Here is an 18,580-nt window from a genome sequence, read left to right as displayed (position 1 = left end):
CTCGCAATGATGGTCGCATTTGACGCCACTGAAGCGCTGACGCCCTGCCGCGATGGTCGCGGCTATGGCGCCATTCTGTTCGACCGCGAACGCCTGCGGCAAGCCGATCCCGGCTTGTTCGCACCTGCGCAATGGGGCAGCAAGGCCCATCCGGTAGGCGATGGTGGCCGTGGCGGGGCATGGTTCATCGACGCGCCGTTCGGCCGCAGCGTGCTGCGCCAGTACCTGCGCGGCGGTATCGCCGCCAAGATCAGCCACAGCAGCTACTTGTGGCGTGGTGCCAACCGTACGCGCAGTTTTGCCGAATTCCGTCTGATGCGTGAACTGGTCGCGCAGAAGTTGCCGGTGCCACGGCCCTATGCCGCGTTCTACATGCGCGAAGGCCTGCGCTACAAAGCGGCATTGCTGATGGAGCGGCTGGAAGATGTGCGTTCGCTGGCTGATCACGCACAAGTGGCTGGACGCGGTGCGCCGTGGGAAGAAGCCGGGCGGATGATCGCGCGCTTCCATCGCGCGGGTCTGGACCACGCCGATCTGAACGCACATAACATTCTGTTTGATGACGCTCGGCGTGGTTGGCTGATCGACTTCGATCGCGGCGTTCTGCGCATTCCCGCCACCCGCTGGCGCGAGCGCAACCTCAAGCGCCTGCTGCGCTCCCTGCTGAAGCTGCGCGGTGCGCGCAGTCGCGAGGACGTGGAGCAGGACTATGCGCGGCTGCGTCGCGCCTATGATCTGGCCTGGAACCGGGGCGTGTGATGAGTTGGGCGTTGCGTTTTCTGGGGGTCGGCAATGCGTCGGCGGTGGAGCTGGGTTCGCCGATGTCGGTGATCGAGCATGGCGGCCAGCCATGGCTGACCATCGATTGCGGCGGCGAAGGCCTGACTGCCTATCGCAATCACTACGGCGCCATGCCGGATGCGCTGTTCGTCACCCATATCCATCTGGACCATGTGGCCGGCTTCGAGCGCCTGTTCGTGGATGCTTTCTTCAACCCGCAACGGCGCGGCAAGGTGCGGCTATACGTGCCGGCGCCACTGGTGCCGCTGCTGCACAAGCGGGTAGGCGACTACCCGAACGTATTGGCCGAGGGTGGCGCAAATTTCTGGGACGCCTTCCAGTTGATCGTGGTCGGTGATGCGTTCTGGCACGAGGGCGTGCGCCTGGAGGTGTTCCCGGTCCGCCACCACTGGCCGGAAACCGCCTACGGCCTACGCCTGCAGGGCGCACTGGTGTGGAGCGGCGACACCCGTCCGATCCCGGAGATGCTGGCGCGATTTGCCGGTGACAACGAATTGATCGCCCACGACTGCGGCCTGCACGGAAATCCCTCGCACACCGGCGTGGATGACCTCGAGCGCGAATACGACGCCGCCACCCAGGCGCGGATGATGCTCTACCACTACGCCAGCAGCGCCGACGGCGACGCACTTCGCGCACGCGGCCACCGCGTGGCGATGCCGGGCGAGTGCGTGCTGTTGAGTGAGCCGACGGCACCACGTGCAGAGCCGTTTGAGGGTTGAGCGTCGTGCTTCGGCTCCACGAAGCTTGGGAGCACGTAGAGCCCAAATTGTCCGCAGTAATGATCACTGAGCCCCTCTCCCGCCTGTGGGGCGAGAAGAGGCGCTTGCGAACCACCGGTTCGCGACTCTTGGAGCGCACTCGCGGCAACGCGGGGGCCGGGGCGCGGAGCGGGGGCTGGGGTGAGGGCAAGACCGGAGCCAGCTCTCCGTCAGCTCCACTCCCAGCTGCCCGCGGCAACGTAGTCCGGGTAAGCGCAGCGCACCCGGGAAGCACGCCGGGTAACGCGTAGTCAATAAAAAGCCAATTCGTGGTCGGCAACCAGTCGATCGTCCGGCAGAAGTCCCGCCCGACCCAAAGCCCCGGCTGTGCTGCACTTACCCGGGCTACAACGCGCGCAAGCAAAAGCCACAGCTTCATCAGCGGCGGGACTTTCCAAGGCCCAAAAAGGTGGCGACCCCGCCGGCTGACCTCGGCGCCCGCGTCGATCGATACCGTTGCTGCCTTCCGGCCCTGGCGGGATTTTCGACCTAGCGTCGCGAGGGGCCGACGGGGCCACCATAGAGACGGTTTGGCCGCGCTATGCGCGGCCATTCACGATACGAGAGGCTGGGGCGATGCGATGATCAGCCGCCGATGCTTCATGGACCGGACACAAACTGGAGCAGGTCCTGATCGTGTGCGGCGATTGTAACGTATGCATGCACCAGCCGACCAGCGTTCCGGCTTGAACCCCGTGTAACCCGCAACCGCCGTTTGGCGGCCCGCAAGGCCAGGCTTGGATAGAATGCCCGCCCAACGGAGGACGACCTCCGCCCATCACGGGACTTCATCCAGGACGGCCTGGCTTCTCTAGGAGGCTGTATGGCTTGGATCTATCTCGTTATTGCCGGTGTGCTGGAAATCGTCTGGGCGCTGGCAATGAAGCAATCCCACGGTTTCACCAAGCTGGTTCCCAGCATCGTCACCATCGTCGGCATGATCGCCAGCTTCTGGTTGCTGGCCTTGGCCATGCGCACCTTGCCGCTGGGCACGGCCTATACGATCTGGACCGGTATCGGCGCGGTGGGCGCGTTCATCATCGGCATCATCTTCCTCGGCGAGCAGATCAGCGCGATGCGTATTGGCGCGGCGGTGCTGATCGTCAGCGGCCTGGTGCTGATGAAGCTGTCCAGCAGCTGATAGCTGCTTCAGTTCTCGCGCAGTTCCAACACCATCTCGACCGCATCCAAGCCCGGGCCGTGGCCATCCGCCACGACCCGGGTCACGCTGAAACCGAGCTGCGTGTAAAAGTCCTGCGTGTGCTGGCTGGTACTGAGCTCCACGTGCTTTACGTTCGGGCTGTGTCTGGCCTGCTGTAAACGCGCAAGACTCAATTGCCTGCCGAACCCCTGCCGATGCAGGCTGCGTTCGACCATGCCCCAGCAAAAAACGGCGACGCAATCGTCGCGTATCGCCAAGCCGCCGCAGGCGACAACCCGGTCATCGTGCTCGATCAGCTGATAGTCGCAACCCTGCGTATCGCGCTGTAGAAACTGCGCGAAGTCGGTGCGTTCGGCTGGCGTGAAGTACGCGGGCACATTGCTGTCGAACAGCGACAGGCAGGCATCGGCATCAGCGGGTTGGTAGGGGCGGATCAGCATGTGCTGGAATCTAGCAGCTTCAGCCCGCTGCTTCTGTGGAGGTTGGAGCGGAGAGGGGGCTGTTCTGGTTTTAGCTTTGCTTGGCTTTGACTAAAGCCACTCTCCCCTTGCGGGATGGAAGGGGCCGGCTGACGAACCGCAGGTTCGTGGCCCCTGGAACGACCTTGCGCCAGCGCAAGGGCCGGGGCGCGGAGCGGGGGTTGGGGAGAGGGGAGCGCGAAGCGTGCTTTCAACCGACGAACACAGCACGCCAAGAGCCCCCATCCCAATCACCGCGACATCGAATAAGGCAACGTCGCCGCATCCGCAGCCCAAGACTTGTTCGGCTCAGCCTGCATCGTAAACCGCAGCTCCCCACCAGCAACAATCTCCTGATGCGTCACATAAGCCCGATCCAGCGGCTTGCCATTGAGGCTCACCGAACCAACATACGTATGCGCAGCATCCAGCCCGGTAGCAACGATGTTGAAGCGCTTCCCATCAGGCAGATTCAAGGTCGCCTGCGGCAGGAACGGCCGACCGATGATGTACTGGTTGCTGCCCGGCGTAACCGGATAGAAACCCAGCGCGGTAAATACATACCAGGCCGACATCTGCCCAAGATCATCGTTACCCGCCAAGCCATCCGGGCGTGCCGCGTACTGCGTGTCCATGATCTGCTTCAAGCGTGCCTGCGTGCGCCACGGCTGCCCCGCATGTGCATACAGATAGGCAACATGGTGACTGGGTTCGTTGCCATGCGCGTACCAGCCAATCAGTCCAGTGATGTCTTCCATATGCGCGAAGATTGAAGGATCAACCTTGGCTTCAAACACATCGTCCAGACGCTGCAGCAGCTTGTCGCTGCCGCCATGTGCCGCCGCCAAGCCGGCGACATCCTGCGGTACGTACCACGAGTACTGCCAGGCATTGCCTTCAGTGAAGTCCGTGCCATAGCCACTTGCGCTGGGATCGAACGGCTCGCGGAAACTGCCATCGCGCTTGCGCGCCCGCATGAAGCCGGTGCTCGGGTCGAAGGCATGCTTCCAGTTCGCCGCACGCTTGTTGAACTCGCTTGCGACTTCGGTCTTGCCCATGTCCTTGGCAACCTGCGCGATGGTCCAGTCGTCATAGGCATATTCCAGTGTCTTGCTGGCCGCTTCGCCTTCCTCGTCGATCGGCACATAGCCGAGCTCGCGGTACTGCGCGATGCCGTCATACGGACCATAGTTGGCGCTGGCGACCAACGCTTGCAGCGCTTCTTCGGTGTCATAGCCACGGATGCCCTTCATATAGGCATCGGCGATCACCGGCACCGCGTGGTAGCCGATCATGCACCAGGTCTCCAGGCCGTGGAACGACCACACCGGCAGCACGCCGTAAGGACTTTCGCGGCGTGAGGCCAGCAGCGAGTTGACGAAATCATTGGTGCGTTGCGGTGGCTGCACCAGCGTGGCCAAGGGGTGCAGGGCGCGATACGTGTCCCACAGCGAGAAGGTCGAATAGTTCGTCCAGCCTTTGGCCTGATGCACCGCGTTGTCCGGCCCGCGATAACGGCCATCGCTGTCCATGAACAAGGTTGGCCCAAGCAGCGTGTGATACAGCGCGGTGTAGAAGCGCGTGCGTTCGTCCGCGCTGCCCTGCGCTTCGACTGCGCCCAACGCCTCGCTCCATTGCTGCTTGGCGGCAGCGCGCATGCCATCGAAATCCCAGCCCGGCGCTTCCGCATCCAGGTTGGCAATCGCACCTTCCTCGCTGACCGGCGAGATCGCCACCTTCACCAACAGTGGCTTGCCAGCCTCCGGTACCACATCAAAGGCGGCAACCAACTGCCGCCCTTCGATCTGCGCGCGCTGCGTCGGGTCTTTCTCGCCCGGCGGCGGGAAGCCCTTGTAGGCCACATCCTGCTCGGTGTCGTGCAACTGATGGCCGCTGAGCGGCTGCGAGAAACGCATCGCGAAGTACAGCTGCCGGCCCGGCGCCCAGCCGCGGGTCTCGCGGAAGCCGGTAACCGTGCCATCGGCCCGCACCCGCAAGCGCGACCACAGGATCTTGCCCGGGTAGTCATACATGCTGGTACGCATGTCCAGCACGACATGCGCCGGCTTGCCGGCAGGGAAGCTGTAGCGGTGCATGCCAACGCGCGCGCTGGCGGTGAGCTCGGCGCGCACCTTGTAGTCTTCCAGCGTCACCGCGTAATAGCCCGGCTGCGCGGTCTCGCTGGCATGACTGAAGCGCGAGGTATAGCCGCTCAAGGGCTGATCCGGATTGCCGCGCTCCAGCTTCAACTCACCGGTAGTCGGCATCAACAACAGATCACCCAGATCCGAATGGCCGGTACCGGAGAAATGTGTATGCGAGAAGCCGACGATGGTGGTGTCGTCATAGCGGTAACCCGCCGCCCAGCCATAGCCGTTCTTGCGCGACTGGATGCGGGTATCGGGGGACAGCTGGACCATGCCGTAAGGGACAGTCGCCCCGGGATAGGTGTGGCCCTCGCCACCGGTACCAATGAAGGGGTTCACGGCGGCATAGGCGGCTTCGTTGGCGGCGGGCGAGGCCGCCAGCGCTGAAGACGGTGCCAACGAGGAGGTTGCCACGGTTGCTGCAAGCACTAACAGGGTCGCGCCAAGCTGCTTCATCCAGCACCTTTTGGATCGGTCTAATGTTGGGAAGCTAGCATGTCCAAGGGCGCCATTGCCGACCATCGGTCGAGTCCAGCTTCGCAGCGCAAAATTACGGTTCCAATTAAAAAGGGGAGGCGAGCCGGCGTTGCCTCGAATGGGGCTGGCTGTATGGCTTCAGCCTAGACCTTCATCAGTTCAATGGAGCCTGCAGATGTTTTGGCTGTCCAATGCTCCTGCCCCGGCAGAAAACGTGTGGGTATCGCATTGCGCGCGTCCATATTGTGGATCACGGCCGCTAGGTGTTCTTTCTTCAACGCTGCCCGATCCGGTGAGATCAGGGCCTCTTCTTGCAGATCCAATGCCATGACGGCAGAGACCGGGGCATAGGCTGGATCCAGGAAACTATTCGCTGGAACTGCGACCTTTTCACCTCCTGATCCTGTTTTTTCCAAGCTGGGCCGATGGGCGTGATCCATATGCGTCGTTTGGCCAGTAGCCCTGTTCAGATGCAGCTGTATTGCGCCGACAGAGTAGAGGACTTCACAAGCAGTAGGGGTCTGGCTGATTCCATGCAATGTGCGGAAGTTGCTCTGCAGTAGATGTTGGTTTATTGCAATGACGTAGGGTTCGTTGCTGCCGACGATTCCCTTGGACAGATATCCCCTTTGACCTTTGGGTATGCCCGTCAATTTTTCAAATTTCTCCTTCAGGGAACTCGTATAGCGTAAAGCGATCTCCGTATGTGGATATGTCCAGACGCCCTCGTTATCTCCAGATAAGAGCCAGCTAGGGCTAATTCCTCGAGGTTCAGGGGTTACCAGTTCTATCCACACGGTGATACCACCCTTGGATGCCTTGAAGTCTGGCCCTTCGCGGGCGCTGGAAAGAGTGAATCCGTTGTCCCAGAGGTACTTCGCTAACAGCATTTCTGCCAAACGCTGGTGATGCTTATGAGGGTTTCCACTAGCCAGCTCTTGTGAGAACTGTGGATCATCGAGCCCATGCTCCCGGAATCGGTCAAATAGCTTTGAGAGCGTGCTGAGCACCTGTTTGCGATTATGCGGGCGGGCGGGGCTCCATCTATCACGAACTTGACGAAGGAATTCGGATTTCAGCGAGGCGATGGTTTCATGCATGACGGCGACTATCGAGGCGGTCTTGCTCCTATAAAAGGGGGCTGGATGAGAGTTTGCAAGTCTGCCGCCACTGTTGATTGGTCGAATTGGAGACTCAGTACAGGCCAGCTATTTGCCCCAAACGCAAAAACCCCCTGATTGCTCAGGGGGTTTTTGCGTAATCTGGCGGAGAGAGGGGGATCCAGTTGAAACCGAGCCAACCCCTTGAACCGCTTGGCATTCACAAACCGGGATTGTGCCCTGTCTTGTGCCGCGCGCATTGTAGCTGGTCGTAGCAGCGGATGACTACCCTGATGCTGCCTTGTAGGCAGCAATCGCTGCCCACAAGGCAGCGGCCGGCACCAACTCTAGATGGAGCTGCGACGGGCCAGGCTGCCGCGCATTTTCCCGGTCTTTTTCCCTTGCTTGGCAGCGCTGGCGGCCTTGCGCCGTTTCTTCATGGTCCGGCGCAGACTTTTGCCGCTTGCGTCGTAACCTGCGGCTTTGAGGAGTTTGTCAGCGGCAACGGCGGCCGCGCGGCGAGTGGCTTTGTCCATTGCCAGTTCTTAGCGCGTTTCCGCCGATGCGCAAGCCCGGCGGCGCACCGGCGCCGCCCCCTGCCTTTTCCCCCAGGGGCGGGGCGAGCGGCAGCGAGGCCAGAAGGGCGGCGTAGCCGCCCGTGCTGTTGCGGTTGCCGCTGAACCCAAGCGCAGCCCGCCCAGCGACGAAGCCCGTGCGCGTGTTTTCCTGGTAGTGACCCCTCGGCCGCGAAAGGCGCCAACGGCGGCCTTGAGCAACGGGGGGGCGCTGGCAGCGCGCCCCCCTGCGACCCCCCGGCTGCCGAGGACCGTCGCCGGAGGCGTCGGCCTCGGCCTTTCAGTTCGCCTGTTCAAAACGCGTGGCGTTTTGGGCGGGCAACCCGTTTTGCGGGTCGCTGGGCACGAGCCCCCCACCCGCCAGGGCTAGGAATAACGAGATGGTCGGCCCGCGGTTGAAGTGCCTTGCGGCTGCGGGTGTGCCGGCGGGGAACGACCCCGTGACGGCCCAGCATGGTTCACAGCGTCGCCGCTGCTGCCCCCGGTCCACGCCGCCCACGGTCTGTTGTGGGCGTCTCTATCGGGCTGCGGCTGAGCCAGCGTTCGCCTACGGTTACACGTAGACCCAGGTTTCGGGGGTGCCTTACACAGTTCAGCCCCCAGGCCCCAGTTGCCGCGTGCTTGCCCAGTGAAGGGCTGACCAACAGAACCGTTTGATGGCTACGAACCACCCCCGCCTAGTGCTGATCACACAGGCCGTCCGAGTGGGAGCGAAAAAGAGGACGAGGAAAGGGGTTGCGGTCGGCTCAAGGCTTGGTAGGCTGACCCTATGGGGCCACCGCCTGGGCTCGGTAGCTGATTTCTACCTTTGCTCGCCTCTGGGTTTCGCCTACCCAGGGGCCTTGAACTCAAAGTAAAACGCCTCCGGCCTTTGTCAAGCCGGGGGCGTTTTCGTCTGCTGCCGGTCTCAGGCTGTGCGTTGACCATGTGCGAATATGCCTTTCTTATCCCGTTTTGGGGTAAAATGGTTCGCTGTTGATGAGGAAGCGCCGTTGGATATGCCCGTTCGTAAGAAGTCCACACCGACCAGCACGGTCGGACGGGGAAAAGCCGTGAAGTTAGCCAACGCCCCGACGGTTGGGGTCTACGAGGACAGTGCGGTCCGTCTAGAGTTGGGCGACAGCCTGAACGCCTATGAGCATTGGCCAGCGCCTACCGTGATCGTGTCCGATGGTGCGTATGGTGTGCTGGGTTTCGAGGGCGATACATCCGACCATCTGGGCATGCCCGATTGGTATGAACCGCATGTAGAGGCCTGGAGCCGTAAAGCGACCGGGCAGACCACCCTGTGGTTCTGGAACTCGGAGATCGGATGGGCAGCGGTCCACCCAGTGTTGGAGCGGCACGGGTGGCGCTACGTCAACGCCAACGTTTGGAACAAGGGCAAGGCCCACATTGCCGGCAACGTCAACACGGCAAAGATTCGACGTTTCCCTGTGGTGTCAGAAGTTTGCGTGCAATACGTGTTTGAGCCGAAGCTTGACGGCTTGACACTTCAGCGTTGGCTCCATAGGGAATGGAAGCGCACCGGCCTGGCAATGAGGAAGGCCAATGAGGCTTGTGGGGTAAAGGATGTTGCCGTGCGCAAGTATCTCGACCAAGGCCACCTTTGGTATTACCCACCGCCGGAAATGTTTGAGAAGATGGCACGTTACGCCAATGAGCATGGTGACCCTGAAGGTCGGCCATACTTTTCGGAAGACGGCCGAACACCAATGTCTGCGGCTGACTGGACCCGCTACCGCTCAAAGTTCCACTGTCCAATGGGTTATACGAACGTTTGGGATCGAGGGGCCCTCCATGGACGTGAACGAGTCAGGGTGCCAGACGTAAGTTCTAAGGCTGCTCACCTTAACCAGAAGCCGCTTGATCTCATGCGCCTCATCATTGAAGCGGCGAGCGACCCCAGCGATGTGGTCTGGGAACCCTTTGGTGGTTTGTTCTCAGCTTCTTTGGCTGCCCGCCAAGTGGGCCGCCGCGCATTCTCATGCGAGTTAGACCCTACCTATTTCCAGTTAGGAGTGGGGCGCTTCCAGGGCGAGGAGTCCTAAGGCTCTACGACGCTTTCGCCATCGCCTTCGCGTATGTCGAAAGCGTCTGCCAAGGCAAGAGCTACCGCTGCCTCTCCTCCGCGCGACAAAAGCCGATTCCATTCGCCAATGGTGCGGCCATGCAGCACAGTGCCGTAGGTGCGGCGTTTGAAGGCCTCTATCTCAGCGTGGACGATTCGGTCCATCTTGGCGAAGTTGGTGTCGAGTCGATAGGGGAACCGAGCCATCAGCTGAGCCAGCCGCGTTTGATAATCATGGGCCGGGGAATAAGCATTTCCTCCGGGGCCCCACGAGGCTACTAGCGCTTGCGCCTCGGCAAACTGTGCAGGGGTGCCTTGGAACTTGTAACCGGCAGTATTGGTCTGCTGAAGATTGACTGTGCGCGCAGCTGTATCGTTTGGCTCGATGACCAAGTAGTCCGGCGGGTTGTGATAGTGGTCATCGCGGGCTTTAGCTACTGACGCCCCTGACACTACTACGATGTCGACTACGTGAGGCTTGCCGAAAATGAGGAACTCCGGAAGCCACGCCAGCATGGCAACATAGGTGTTGTTGTTAGTGAAATGGTTCTGGCTGTCCTTGAATCGCGCCGTGATTTCCGTAGCAAGCGGGAACCACGCCTTGATCTCAAAGCCCGGAGTAGGCACCACCTTCCCGAGAAAAACCGTATCGGGAAATCCGGGGTCCTGGCGGTGCCAATGGCCCCAGCCTTCAAACTCGGGAAACTCGTTGAGGTATTCGCAGGTATTGAACTCGATGAGATTGCCAACCAAGGGCGAAAGCTTTGAGACAATCTTCGCCAGGTTGATGGCGGCCGCAGGCGAAACCGGCTTCGCAACCTCAAGCACGTCGAACTCGTGCCCCCGCAGACCCGACAGATGTGCGCTGGCTAGTGCAATGACATCTGCCGTCTTCATCGGGCACTCCGATGCACTCGACCCAGCAAGTCGGCAGGGTCTATGCCCAAGCAATCGCATACTGCGATGAAATCGACGACATCTAGCCGACGTTCACCGAGCTCATACTTGGAGACGAATGATTGGACGCGCTGAAGGCGTTTGGCCACTTCGGCTTGAGTCAATCCAGCTTGCTCGCGCGCCTCGATAAGAGACGCGCGCAACTGGGCGTAGAAGGGACTGTTTAACGGTGCGGGCATGAGCCATACCCTAAAGCCCAGAACGGAATAACCCATTTTGGGATCAATAGCGACTATCCATGACGTCAACGGAACCTTGGGGGTGTTCCCTTTGTCTCTGGGCTTGTCGGTTGGAGTGGGGGAAATGGCTCCGTTCGGAGCGAGGGTTGCAACGAAGGCGACCACTGTTTCGGGAACTGCAAGCTCTCTTCCGGGTGGGCCTTCAAGAACCCCTCCATCAAGCGCTTCCGGTGGCACTCGGCCTCGGCGGTGGTGGCGTCCTGGGCGGTGATGGCCTGTTGCTCGGCCTGCTTGGCATGAACCACTGCTTCCTCGGATTGCTTCACCGCGTCCTGTAGATCGCGCAGGGTCCTAGGCGTCCAGCCGAGGCGCTGGGCCAGCTTGTCCTTGCCCTTCAACCCGATTTCGCCTTGGTCGCGGTAATACCGGGCATCGAGCCGGGCGCGCCGGGCCTGCTTGAGGTCGGCGGCGGCTTGGTCACGCATGGTGGTGGCCAACTGCGCCTCGCCCTCGGCCTGGAGATAGGCCCGGGCCAGAGAACGGGGCAAAGGCTCGCTGTGGTTCTGCGCCCAAGCCAGGGCCCGCCGGATCAGTTCGGCAATGTCTTTTTCCAACTGGGCCAGCCACAGGTTGGCCAGCCGGGCGACTTGTTCGCTTTCCTTCGTCCCGTTGCCGGTGACGCGGGAGTGGCCAGTGGCCGGTAGTTGGATCTTGGACCGATGCGCCTGCTGACCGGCCGCGTGAGCGGCAGGCCGGGGCACGGATGCCCCGGCCCGAGGTGCGCGCGGCACGCGTGCACGCGCCCGGACGGCGGCCCCGGCTTCGGCCGTTACGGGCTGGGCTGGAACCCCGAGCAGCGCTGGACCGGTGCGGTAATGTCCCGGTGCATTCTTCCGCAGAACACAACCAAATCCGGCGGTTTCGGGAGCTCGTCGTCCCCCGGCGGCCAGGCCAGGGTTAAGGCCGTGGAGTGGGCGCAGCGCAGGCACGCGCTCGTCGCCAGGTCCGGGTTTTCGGAGTCGGAGAGCATCAACGCTATGTCGAGTGAGAGCGGGGGCGCGGCGATGCTGGGATTGGGCTGGGTCATGGCGTGGGGCCTGTGGGGTGGAAAGGGCGTGGCGCGGCTGGACCGCCGATTGCTGGCGTTCCAGCAAGGCACGGGCATGCAGGGCCTGCTCATCGACCACGGCCAAGCGGCCTTTGGCAGCGGCCTGGGCTTTAAGTTCGCGGAAGCGGTCGGCCTGGGCTTGGGCGTGCTGGGCGTTTTCCGTGCGCACCCTCTGGACGCATTCGGCGCGGGGGCTGCGCTTGCCCCGGCGGGCCGCAGCGGTGGCCGTCCGGCCCACCTTCGGTTCCGGTTGGCGGTCCAGTTCGGCGGCGCGGGCAAAGTCCCCGACATTGGATGCTGCCACCTGCTGGTCCAACAGGCTGCGGTGGTCCACGCGGACGGACAAGCCTGCACGTTCCAGGTGCTGGTTGATGGTGCTGGCCACTTTTGCGCGAACTTCGTCCACCGCACCGGTTTTGCGGTCGTCCAGTTCACGGGTTTTCGCGCCCAGCCCGGTGAGCTCCATCCGCCGGGTGGTGGCGAGTATGTGCACGTGGTGGTTGCGCTCGTCGGCGTTCTTGTCGGGGGCGTGAATGGCGAACATGGCCGCAAAACCGAACTGCTCCACCAAGTTGGCGGTGAGGTCGCGGGCCAGCTCGGCGCGTTGCGCGTCGGTCAGTTCGTGCGGCAGAGACACCAGGAACTCCCGTGCCACCACCGAGTTTTTCCGCGTCTCTGCGGCTTCGGCGGCGTTCCAGAGTTGGGCCGGGTCTTGGACCCACTCGGGGGAACCGGCCGGGGCCAGAATGCCTGAGGCCACCACGCCTTGCTTGCGGGTGTAATCGTGACGCTCGCCGGTGCGCAGGTCGGCAAGGTCCAGGCCCGCGCGATACGCCGCGCCGGCCACGGCGCTGGCGCCTTGGCTACGACTGACGGTTTTGATTTCGCAACGGTAAATGGCCACGGGATCCCCAGACGAAAATAGCCCGCCAGTCCCCGTTTACGGGGGCGTCCGGCGGAAGGGGCAGCGAATGCCGAAGGCGTTCGCGGGGTGTCGGGGGCGAAGCCCCTGACCGCGGGCAAACTCCGAAGGAGTTTGCATAACCGCGCTCTTGTTGTTTTCTTCGGGCGCTTCGCACCCTCTGAAAACCCTTTGAGAACCGGGCTGCTCGCTGTGCTCGCTTGCCCCTGCAATCAGGGTCCCATGCACGCAAAAACTGTCAACTTTTTAGCCAAAAGCAAAAGCCGTGCTCGCTGCTCGCTCGCGCCAGGTATTGGGGCGGTGCCCCCTTGCCTTCGGCCTGTTTTCTGGTTGCATTGGTTATCAGGGCTATTTTTGAGCGTGTCGTGGTAGATGTTGAGAAGCAAAAACTAAAACTCTCCAAACTGCTGGAGGTGGCTGCAAAGGAGCAAGCCAAACTCTTGCTGGCGGAGAGGCAACAGAAAGCACGGGAGGCCCGTCAGGTCGCCCGGGAGAAAGCCAAGGAGCGTGCCAAGCTGTTCCGCTCGGCCGATGCACACCGAAAAATCGTGCTGGGCGGGCTGACCATTGCCGCCGAAGCCGATGGCTGGGACCCGGCCGAAATCGTCGGGGCGCTGCTGGTGATTGGCGAGCGGATGGCCACGCACCCGAACGTGCGGGGCCAGCTCCGCGAAAAGGGTATTCAGCATCTGGAGGCGCGGGCGGCAGCCCGTGAAGGGGCGCGGTCATGAATCGCCCCAAGACCCCCGACCCGTTGTTGGCCCGACAGATGGAAGCCCTGCGCGCCCAGTTCCTGGCCAATGCGCTGGGCCTGCCGTTGCCGTATTTCTACGCCACGTCGGATTTTCTGGCAGAGGTGAGTTGCTGGTGTCTAAGCTGCCCGATGAGCGCCAGCAGGAAGCGATGGCCGCGTTGAAGGCCATCGCTGGAAAGGTTTAAGCCCGTTCCTTGGTTCGGTTGCTGGGCTTGCTGTCAGGCAGCTCAGTCAACAGGGGGCGCAAGGCGTCCAAGTTGAGCGCATAGGCCAGCACCGACAGGCCGGGAGACTTGCCGGCACCGTGTAGTTTCTCGGCGGCGGTGAATTCCCGGCTGTAAGTCGCATGGTGTTCGTCGTCCAGTTCGTGGCCGACGATTTGGGCCCGCATTTCCGAGGCGACGCCAGCGGTCTGCATCTCCTGGATGACGCTCTTGCGCAGGCTGTGGAAGCCGCGTTTGGCTTTCGGCCAATCGGCAGACAGCTTGCCCAGGTAGTAGCCGAACGCTTTGGAAATCCAGTTACCGGGCCCGTTCTTGGCGTTGGTGGCGGCTTGCGGGAACAAGCGGGTATCGCCACGGTCCCGCAGCCGCTGCACGTAGTTGAGGAAGCCCAGCGCCAGCAGGTCGGCGTGGATGGGCACCACCCGTTTGGAGACATCGCTTTTAAGCCGCTGGTTCTCGCCTTCGTCGGTCACGTGGAGGACGGGCACGCCGTCGGCCTCTGCCACGTCCGTCAGCAGTAGTTGCCCGACTTCGCCGGCCCGGCCGCCGGTGTAAAGGCCCAGCAGGGCGGCCCAGCGTGCACCGGGGGAAAGCCTGACGACCTGCTCGGGCGCGTAGAGAGTGTGGATCTGGGGCAGGGTGAAGGCCTTGAAGCCCAGCTTTTTCCGCTGGCGCTTTTCCTTGGCTGTGTAACGCACGTGGCCCTTGGCCGGGTTGTCCGCGGTCGGGAAGTGACCGGATTTGGTAGCCCAATCGAAGAAGCCGCCCGCACCGCCTAGGTAGGACTGTTTGTTGTAGATGGAGGGCGTGCTGTTGCCCTTGTCGCGCAAATGTTGATAGAAGCGCGCCATGTCAGGCCGGCCGATGGTGTGCACCTGGCGGTTGCTGCCGATGTAGTCCACCAGCATGTTGATGGCCGTGCCCTTGATGGTCAGGGTCTTGGGGCTGGTGAACACCTCAAGGCTTTTCAGCCATGCGTCGCGCGCCTTGCCCATGGAAATGGCTTCGGCCACGACAGCGGCCGGAGCCGTTGGCGCAGGTGCAGCAGGTGCCGGAGAGGGGGCAGGGGGCTCGTAGCCGTCCAGCATGGCCATGAGCGGGTCCTTTTCATACAGCGCTGCCAGTTCGGCGTTGCGACCGCGTGGGGCCGTGGCTTGGCGGTAAAGCCGGACGTCGTCGTCATTGTCCAGTTGCCAGCGCTCGACGATGGAGCCATCGGCGCGTTGCGTGCGTTCCAGCGTGAGTTCCGGCAGACGGCTTTTGCTCAAGCGTGCAATCAACGCGTCCACGTCGTCCTTGCTCATCCCTGTGTCCTGTATGGCGGTGAAAGCCGCAGCATAGCGGGCGGACAGCTCCAATGCGGCCAACCGTGCGGCCAGCAGGTCAGCGCCCAGCGAACGCTTGAGGAAAGCGCGTCCAACCCTTTGACGCAATGCAGAGGGAACGCGGATGCGGAAGAGGTAACGGCCTGACGCGGCCTTCGTAAGGTAGTGAGGAAGTGCCATCGGAGTTGTGCCCCGATTTGTGCCCTGCCCGCGATCTTTTAGCCAACAAAAAACCCCTGTAAAAACAGGGGCTTATGTAATGCTGGCGGAGAGAGGGGGATTCGAACCCCCGAAGCGCGGTTTAGACGCTTACACACTTTCCAGGCGTGCTCCTTCAACCACTCGGACACCTCTCCGGATCCTGCCGTGCTAATGCCTCGGCAGGGGCGTGGATTCTATAGGGACTGGCGGCTGTTCACAAGCACCCCCTTAACGGGGTGCTGGCGGATGGGTTGGGCGTGGCACAATGGGGCTTCAGATGAAGACGGTTGCCTGATGTCCTATCTCGTCCTTGCCCGCAAGTGGCGTCCGAAGCGTTTTGCCGAGTTGGTGGGCCAGGAACACGTGGTCCGCGCGCTCAGCAATGCGCTCGACAGTGGCCGCGTCCACCACGCCTTTCTGTTCACCGGCACCCGGGGTGTCGGCAAGACCACCATTGCCCGCATCTTTGCCAAGTCGCTGAACTGCGAGAACGGCACCAGCGCCGACCCCTGCGGTCAGTGCCGGGCCTGCCTGGACATCGATGCTGGTCGTTACATCGACCTGCTGGAAATCGATGCCGCGTCCAATACCGGCGTGGATGACGTGCGCGAGGTGATTGAGAACGCCCAGTACATGCCCTCGCGTGGGCAGTACAAGGTCTACCTGATCGACGAAGTGCACATGCTCTCCAAGGCAGCGTTCAATGCGCTGCTGAAGACGCTGGAAGAGCCGCCGGAGCACGTGAAGTTCCTGTTGGCCACCACCGATCCGCAGAAGCTGCCGGTCACGGTGCTCAGCCGCTGCCTGCAGTTCAACCTGAAGCGCCTGGACGAGGAGCAGATCCACGGCCAGATGTCGCGGATCATGACGGCCGAACAGATCGATTTCGACGACAGCGCTTTGGTGCAGCTGGCACGCGCGGCCGATGGCTCGCTGCGTGATGGTCTGTCGCTGCTGGATCAGTCCATTGCCTATGCCGGTGGCGCGCTGCGCGACGACGTGGTGCGCACGATGCTGGGCACGGTCGATCGCACTCAGGTCAGCGCGATGCTCGATGCCTTGGCCGATGGCGAAGGTGCGCGCCTGCTGCAGGTGGTTGCCGGGCTGGCGGAGTTCTCGCCGGACTGGAGCGGGGTGCTGGACGCCTTGGCCGAAGGCCTGCACCGGATCCAGGTGCAGCAGCTGGTGCCGGGCACTTCGGTGCCGGGTGAGGGCGTCGACGCCGTGGCCTTCGCCCAGCGCCTGCGCCCGGAAGTGGTGCAGCTCTGGTATCAGATGGCCCTCGGTGGCCGTCGCGACCTGCATCTGGCGCCCAGCCCGCGTGCTGGCTTTGAAATGACTGTGCTGCGCATGCTGGCGTTCCGCCCGGCAGGCGCGGTACCGGCGACGCCGGAAGGCAGTGCGTCCGGGACTGGTGCAGGCGTGGGTGGCAACACGCCTGCACCGGCCGTTGCGGCAGCGTCGGCGCAAACCGCCAAGCCGGTTGCAGCGCAGGCTGCACCAGCTGCAGTCGCACCTGTGTCAGAACCCAAGCCCGAGCCTGTACCCGAACTCGCAGCCGTCGTGCCGCAACAAGCCGGGCCTGTGCCGGAACCCGCAGCGCCCGCGCCTGAGCCCGTGCAAGCTCCGGTTGCAGCTCCGGCCCCGGTTCAAGCCGCCAAGCCCGCAGCAGCCGATGAAGATCTGCCGCCATGGGCGGTTGAGGCGGCGGAAGCGAATGCGCGTGACGAGGCGATGGCGGCCGAAATGGCCATGCCAGAAGCGTCCGAGTCCATTGAAACGCCGGTTGAAGCGCCGAAGCCGGCGCCCGTCGCTGCGCCGCAGCCGGTCCAGCAGGCCGAGCCGGTGCGCCCAACCGGCATCGCCATCGAGCCGGCGGCACCCGCAGAGTCAGTTGCACCGTCGCAGGGCGGGCGTAGCTTGAACGACGCAGAACAATGGCTGGACTTGATCGACGACAGCGGCCTGAGCGGTCCGTCGCGCGAGCTGGCCGCCAATGCAGCCTTCGTCAATTTCCAGCACGGTGTGCTGCGGCTGGCCTTGTTGCCGGGCTTTGAATATCTGCAGTCTGAGCGGGCCTTGAATGCCTTGGCGCAGGCGCTGTCGCAGGCCTTGGGTAGCACGCCCAAGATCCTTATTGAGACTGGCAACGCCCAGGCTGAAACCTTGCACCAGCGCGCAGATCGCCAGCGCGGTGAACAGCAATCCGCGGCCGAAGCCGTGTTCATGGCCGACCCCCAGGTGCAGCAGCTGATACAGCAGGGTGCACGGGTCGTGGCCGATTCCATCCGTCCTTTCAAAGAGTAACGAACCATGCGCGGCAATATCGCCCAAATGATGCAGCAGGCCCAGAAAATGCAGGAAAACCTGCAGAAGGCCCAGGAAGAAATCGCCAAGTTGGAAGTCACCGGCAGTGCCGGCGGCGGCATGGTCAGCGTGACCCTGAGTGGCACCAAGGAGTGCCGCAAGGTGCGTATCGATCCGTCGGTGCTGAGCGATCCGGAAATGGCTGAAGACCTGATTGCAGCCGCGTTCAACGACGCCGCCAACAAGATCGACGCCGAATCGCAGAGCCGCATGGGCTCGGCCACCGCCGGCATGAAGCTGCCGCCGGGCATGAAGCTGCCGTTCTGATGTGGCCCGCGCCGGCTTGACCGGCGCATGTACGTCCCCGCGCCGCGAAGCCTCCGGGCTTCGCGCGTTTGTTTTAGCGATACGCCTGCTGTGATGAGACCGTTGCGATGAGCCTGCCGCTGCTGGAACAACTGATCGAAGCCTTCCGCGTGCTGCCCGGCGTTGGCCAGAAGACGGCCCAGCGCATGGCCTACCACGTGCTTGAGCGTGCCCGTGACGGTGGCCAGCGACTGTCGGAAGTGCTGGCCGAGGCCATCGAGAAGATCGGCCACTGCAAGCAATGCCGAGATTTCAGCGAAACCGAGCTGTGCCCGGTCTGCGCCAGCAGCAGCCGCGAGCGGCAGATGCTGTGCGTGATCGAATCACCGGCCGATCGCTTGGCGATTGAGCACGCCACCAGCTACCGCGGTGTGTATTACGTGCTGCAGGGGCGCTTGTCGCCGCTGGACGGCATTGGCCCGCGTGAGCTGGGCCTGGATCAGCTGGAAACACGTTTGGCGCTGGGCGAAGTCACCGAGCTGATCATCGCCACCAACTCCACCGTTGAAGGTGAGGCCACGGCGCATTACCTGGCGCAGTTGGCACGGCGCAACAAGGTGCGTCCCAGCCGTCTGGCGCAGGGCCTGCCCTTGGGTGGCGAGTTGGAATACGTGGATCGCGGCACTTTGTCGCATGCGTTTGGTAGCCGCAGCGAAGTCGGCGAATAAGCGGTGCCGGGGTTGTA

Annotated in this window: 17 protein-coding genes, 1 tRNA gene and 1 other RNA gene; 9 read left to right on the top strand and 10 right to left on the bottom strand. The window is 62.8% G+C overall.

Annotated features, from left to right (window positions below; genetic code table 11):
• The first annotated feature begins 9 nt into the window (after positions 1–9).
• Together ACVOLL_RS03005 and ACVOLL_RS03000 are read left to right on the top strand one after the other, a co-directional pair.
• The gene (locus tag ACVOLL_RS03005) at positions 10–759 is read left to right on the top strand and encodes a 3-deoxy-D-manno-octulosonic acid kinase (RefSeq protein WP_481511528.1); all 750 of its coding nucleotides are present in this window, start codon (positions 10–12) and stop codon (positions 757–759) included.
• A complete protein-coding gene (locus ACVOLL_RS03000) occupies positions 759–1,523 on the top strand; it encodes an MBL fold metallo-hydrolase (protein ID WP_481511510.1) in 765 nt (254 codons plus the stop codon). The genes ACVOLL_RS03005 and ACVOLL_RS03000 overlap by 1 nt, the downstream gene beginning before the upstream one ends.
• A gap of 454 nt (positions 1,524–1,977) precedes the next feature.
• On the opposite strand, the gene ffs is transcribed toward ACVOLL_RS03000, so the two are convergent.
• Positions 1,978–2,074, bottom strand: an RNA gene (gene ffs, locus ACVOLL_RS02995) — signal recognition particle sRNA small type.
• A gap of 311 nt (positions 2,075–2,385) precedes the next feature.
• On the opposite strand from ffs, the gene sugE reads away from it, so the two are divergent.
• A complete protein-coding gene (sugE, locus tag ACVOLL_RS02990; protein WP_481511509.1) occupies positions 2,386–2,703 on the top strand; it encodes a quaternary ammonium compound efflux SMR transporter SugE in 318 nt (105 codons plus the stop codon).
• Positions 2,704–2,711: 8 nt separating this feature from the next.
• Here sugE and ACVOLL_RS02985 read toward each other — a convergent pair whose 3' ends face one another.
• The 4 genes from ACVOLL_RS02985 to ACVOLL_RS02970 form a co-directional block, all read right to left on the bottom strand.
• Entirely contained in the window at positions 2,712–3,164 is a 453-nt protein-coding gene (locus tag ACVOLL_RS02985; RefSeq protein ID WP_481511508.1) for a GNAT family N-acetyltransferase, read from the bottom strand.
• A gap of 269 nt (positions 3,165–3,433) precedes the next feature.
• Entirely contained in the window at positions 3,434–5,785 is a 2,352-nt protein-coding gene (locus ACVOLL_RS02980; protein WP_481511507.1) for a GH92 family glycosyl hydrolase, read from the bottom strand.
• Between the two features lie 164 nt (positions 5,786–5,949).
• On the bottom strand, positions 5,950–6,906 hold the full coding sequence (locus ACVOLL_RS02975) for a hypothetical protein (protein ID WP_481511506.1): 957 nt from the start codon (positions 6,904–6,906) through the stop codon (positions 5,950–5,952).
• Positions 6,907–7,253: 347 nt separating this feature from the next.
• A complete protein-coding gene (locus ACVOLL_RS02970; protein WP_481511505.1) occupies positions 7,254–7,442 on the bottom strand; it encodes a hypothetical protein in 189 nt (62 codons plus the stop codon).
• A 974-nt stretch (positions 7,443–8,416) separates the two neighbouring features.
• On the opposite strand from ACVOLL_RS02970, the gene ACVOLL_RS02965 reads away from it, so the two are divergent.
• Entirely contained in the window at positions 8,417–9,532 is a 1,116-nt protein-coding gene (locus ACVOLL_RS02965; RefSeq protein ID WP_481511504.1) for a DNA methyltransferase, read from the top strand.
• Here ACVOLL_RS02965 and ACVOLL_RS02960 read toward each other — a convergent pair.
• The 3 genes from ACVOLL_RS02960 to mobQ all read right to left on the bottom strand — a co-directional run bounded on the left by ACVOLL_RS02960 (position 9,529) and on the right by mobQ (position 12,700).
• A complete protein-coding gene (locus ACVOLL_RS02960) occupies positions 9,529–10,449 on the bottom strand; it encodes a hypothetical protein (RefSeq protein ID WP_481511503.1) in 921 nt (306 codons plus the stop codon). The genes ACVOLL_RS02965 and ACVOLL_RS02960 overlap by 4 nt on opposite strands.
• Positions 10,446–10,688, bottom strand: coding sequence for a helix-turn-helix domain-containing protein (locus ACVOLL_RS02955; RefSeq protein WP_481511527.1), 243 nt, complete (start codon positions 10,686–10,688; stop codon positions 10,446–10,448). The genes ACVOLL_RS02960 and ACVOLL_RS02955 overlap by 4 nt, the downstream gene beginning before the upstream one ends.
• Before the next feature lie 65 nt (positions 10,689–10,753).
• Positions 10,754–12,700 (bottom strand): MobQ family relaxase, encoded by a 1,947-nt coding sequence (gene mobQ, locus ACVOLL_RS02950; protein WP_481511502.1) that lies wholly within the window; start codon positions 12,698–12,700, stop codon positions 10,754–10,756.
• Between the two features lie 326 nt (positions 12,701–13,026).
• On the opposite strand from mobQ, the gene ACVOLL_RS02945 reads away from it, so the two are divergent.
• Entirely contained in the window at positions 13,027–13,449 is a 423-nt protein-coding gene (locus ACVOLL_RS02945; protein WP_481511501.1) for a conjugal transfer protein TraD, read from the top strand.
• On the top strand, positions 13,446–13,634 hold the full coding sequence (locus tag ACVOLL_RS02940; protein ID WP_005408295.1) for a hypothetical protein: 189 nt from the start codon (positions 13,446–13,448) through the stop codon (positions 13,632–13,634). Before ACVOLL_RS02945 ends, ACVOLL_RS02940 begins: the two co-directional genes overlap by 4 nt.
• Before the next feature lie 19 nt (positions 13,635–13,653).
• Here ACVOLL_RS02940 and ACVOLL_RS02935 read toward each other — a convergent pair whose 3' ends face one another.
• Positions 13,654–15,201, bottom strand: a complete 1,548-nt coding sequence (locus ACVOLL_RS02935; RefSeq protein ID WP_481511500.1) for a DUF6538 domain-containing protein — start codon at positions 15,199–15,201, stop codon at positions 13,654–13,656.
• A gap of 83 nt (positions 15,202–15,284) precedes the next feature.
• Positions 15,285–15,377 (bottom strand) — tRNA-Ser (locus tag ACVOLL_RS02930).
• A gap of 139 nt (positions 15,378–15,516) precedes the next feature.
• Here ACVOLL_RS02930 and dnaX point away from each other — a divergent pair.
• The 3 genes from dnaX to recR all read left to right on the top strand — a co-directional run bounded on the left by dnaX (position 15,517) and on the right by recR (position 18,563).
• Positions 15,517–17,529, top strand: a complete 2,013-nt coding sequence (gene dnaX / locus ACVOLL_RS02925) for a DNA polymerase III subunit gamma/tau (protein ID WP_481511499.1) — start codon at positions 15,517–15,519, stop codon at positions 17,527–17,529.
• A 6-nt stretch (positions 17,530–17,535) separates the two neighbouring features.
• Positions 17,536–17,856, top strand: a complete 321-nt coding sequence (locus ACVOLL_RS02920) for a YbaB/EbfC family nucleoid-associated protein (protein ID WP_057629296.1) — start codon at positions 17,536–17,538, stop codon at positions 17,854–17,856.
• 107 nt (positions 17,857–17,963) lie between these two features.
• The gene (recR, locus tag ACVOLL_RS02915) at positions 17,964–18,563 is read left to right on the top strand and encodes a recombination mediator RecR (RefSeq protein WP_481511498.1); all 600 of its coding nucleotides are present in this window, start codon (positions 17,964–17,966) and stop codon (positions 18,561–18,563) included.
• The last annotated feature ends 17 nt before the right edge of the window (positions 18,564–18,580 follow it).

Source organism: Stenotrophomonas sp. STEN035 (assembly GCF_056759935.1).
This window is presented reverse-complemented; position numbering and strand designations above follow the sequence as displayed.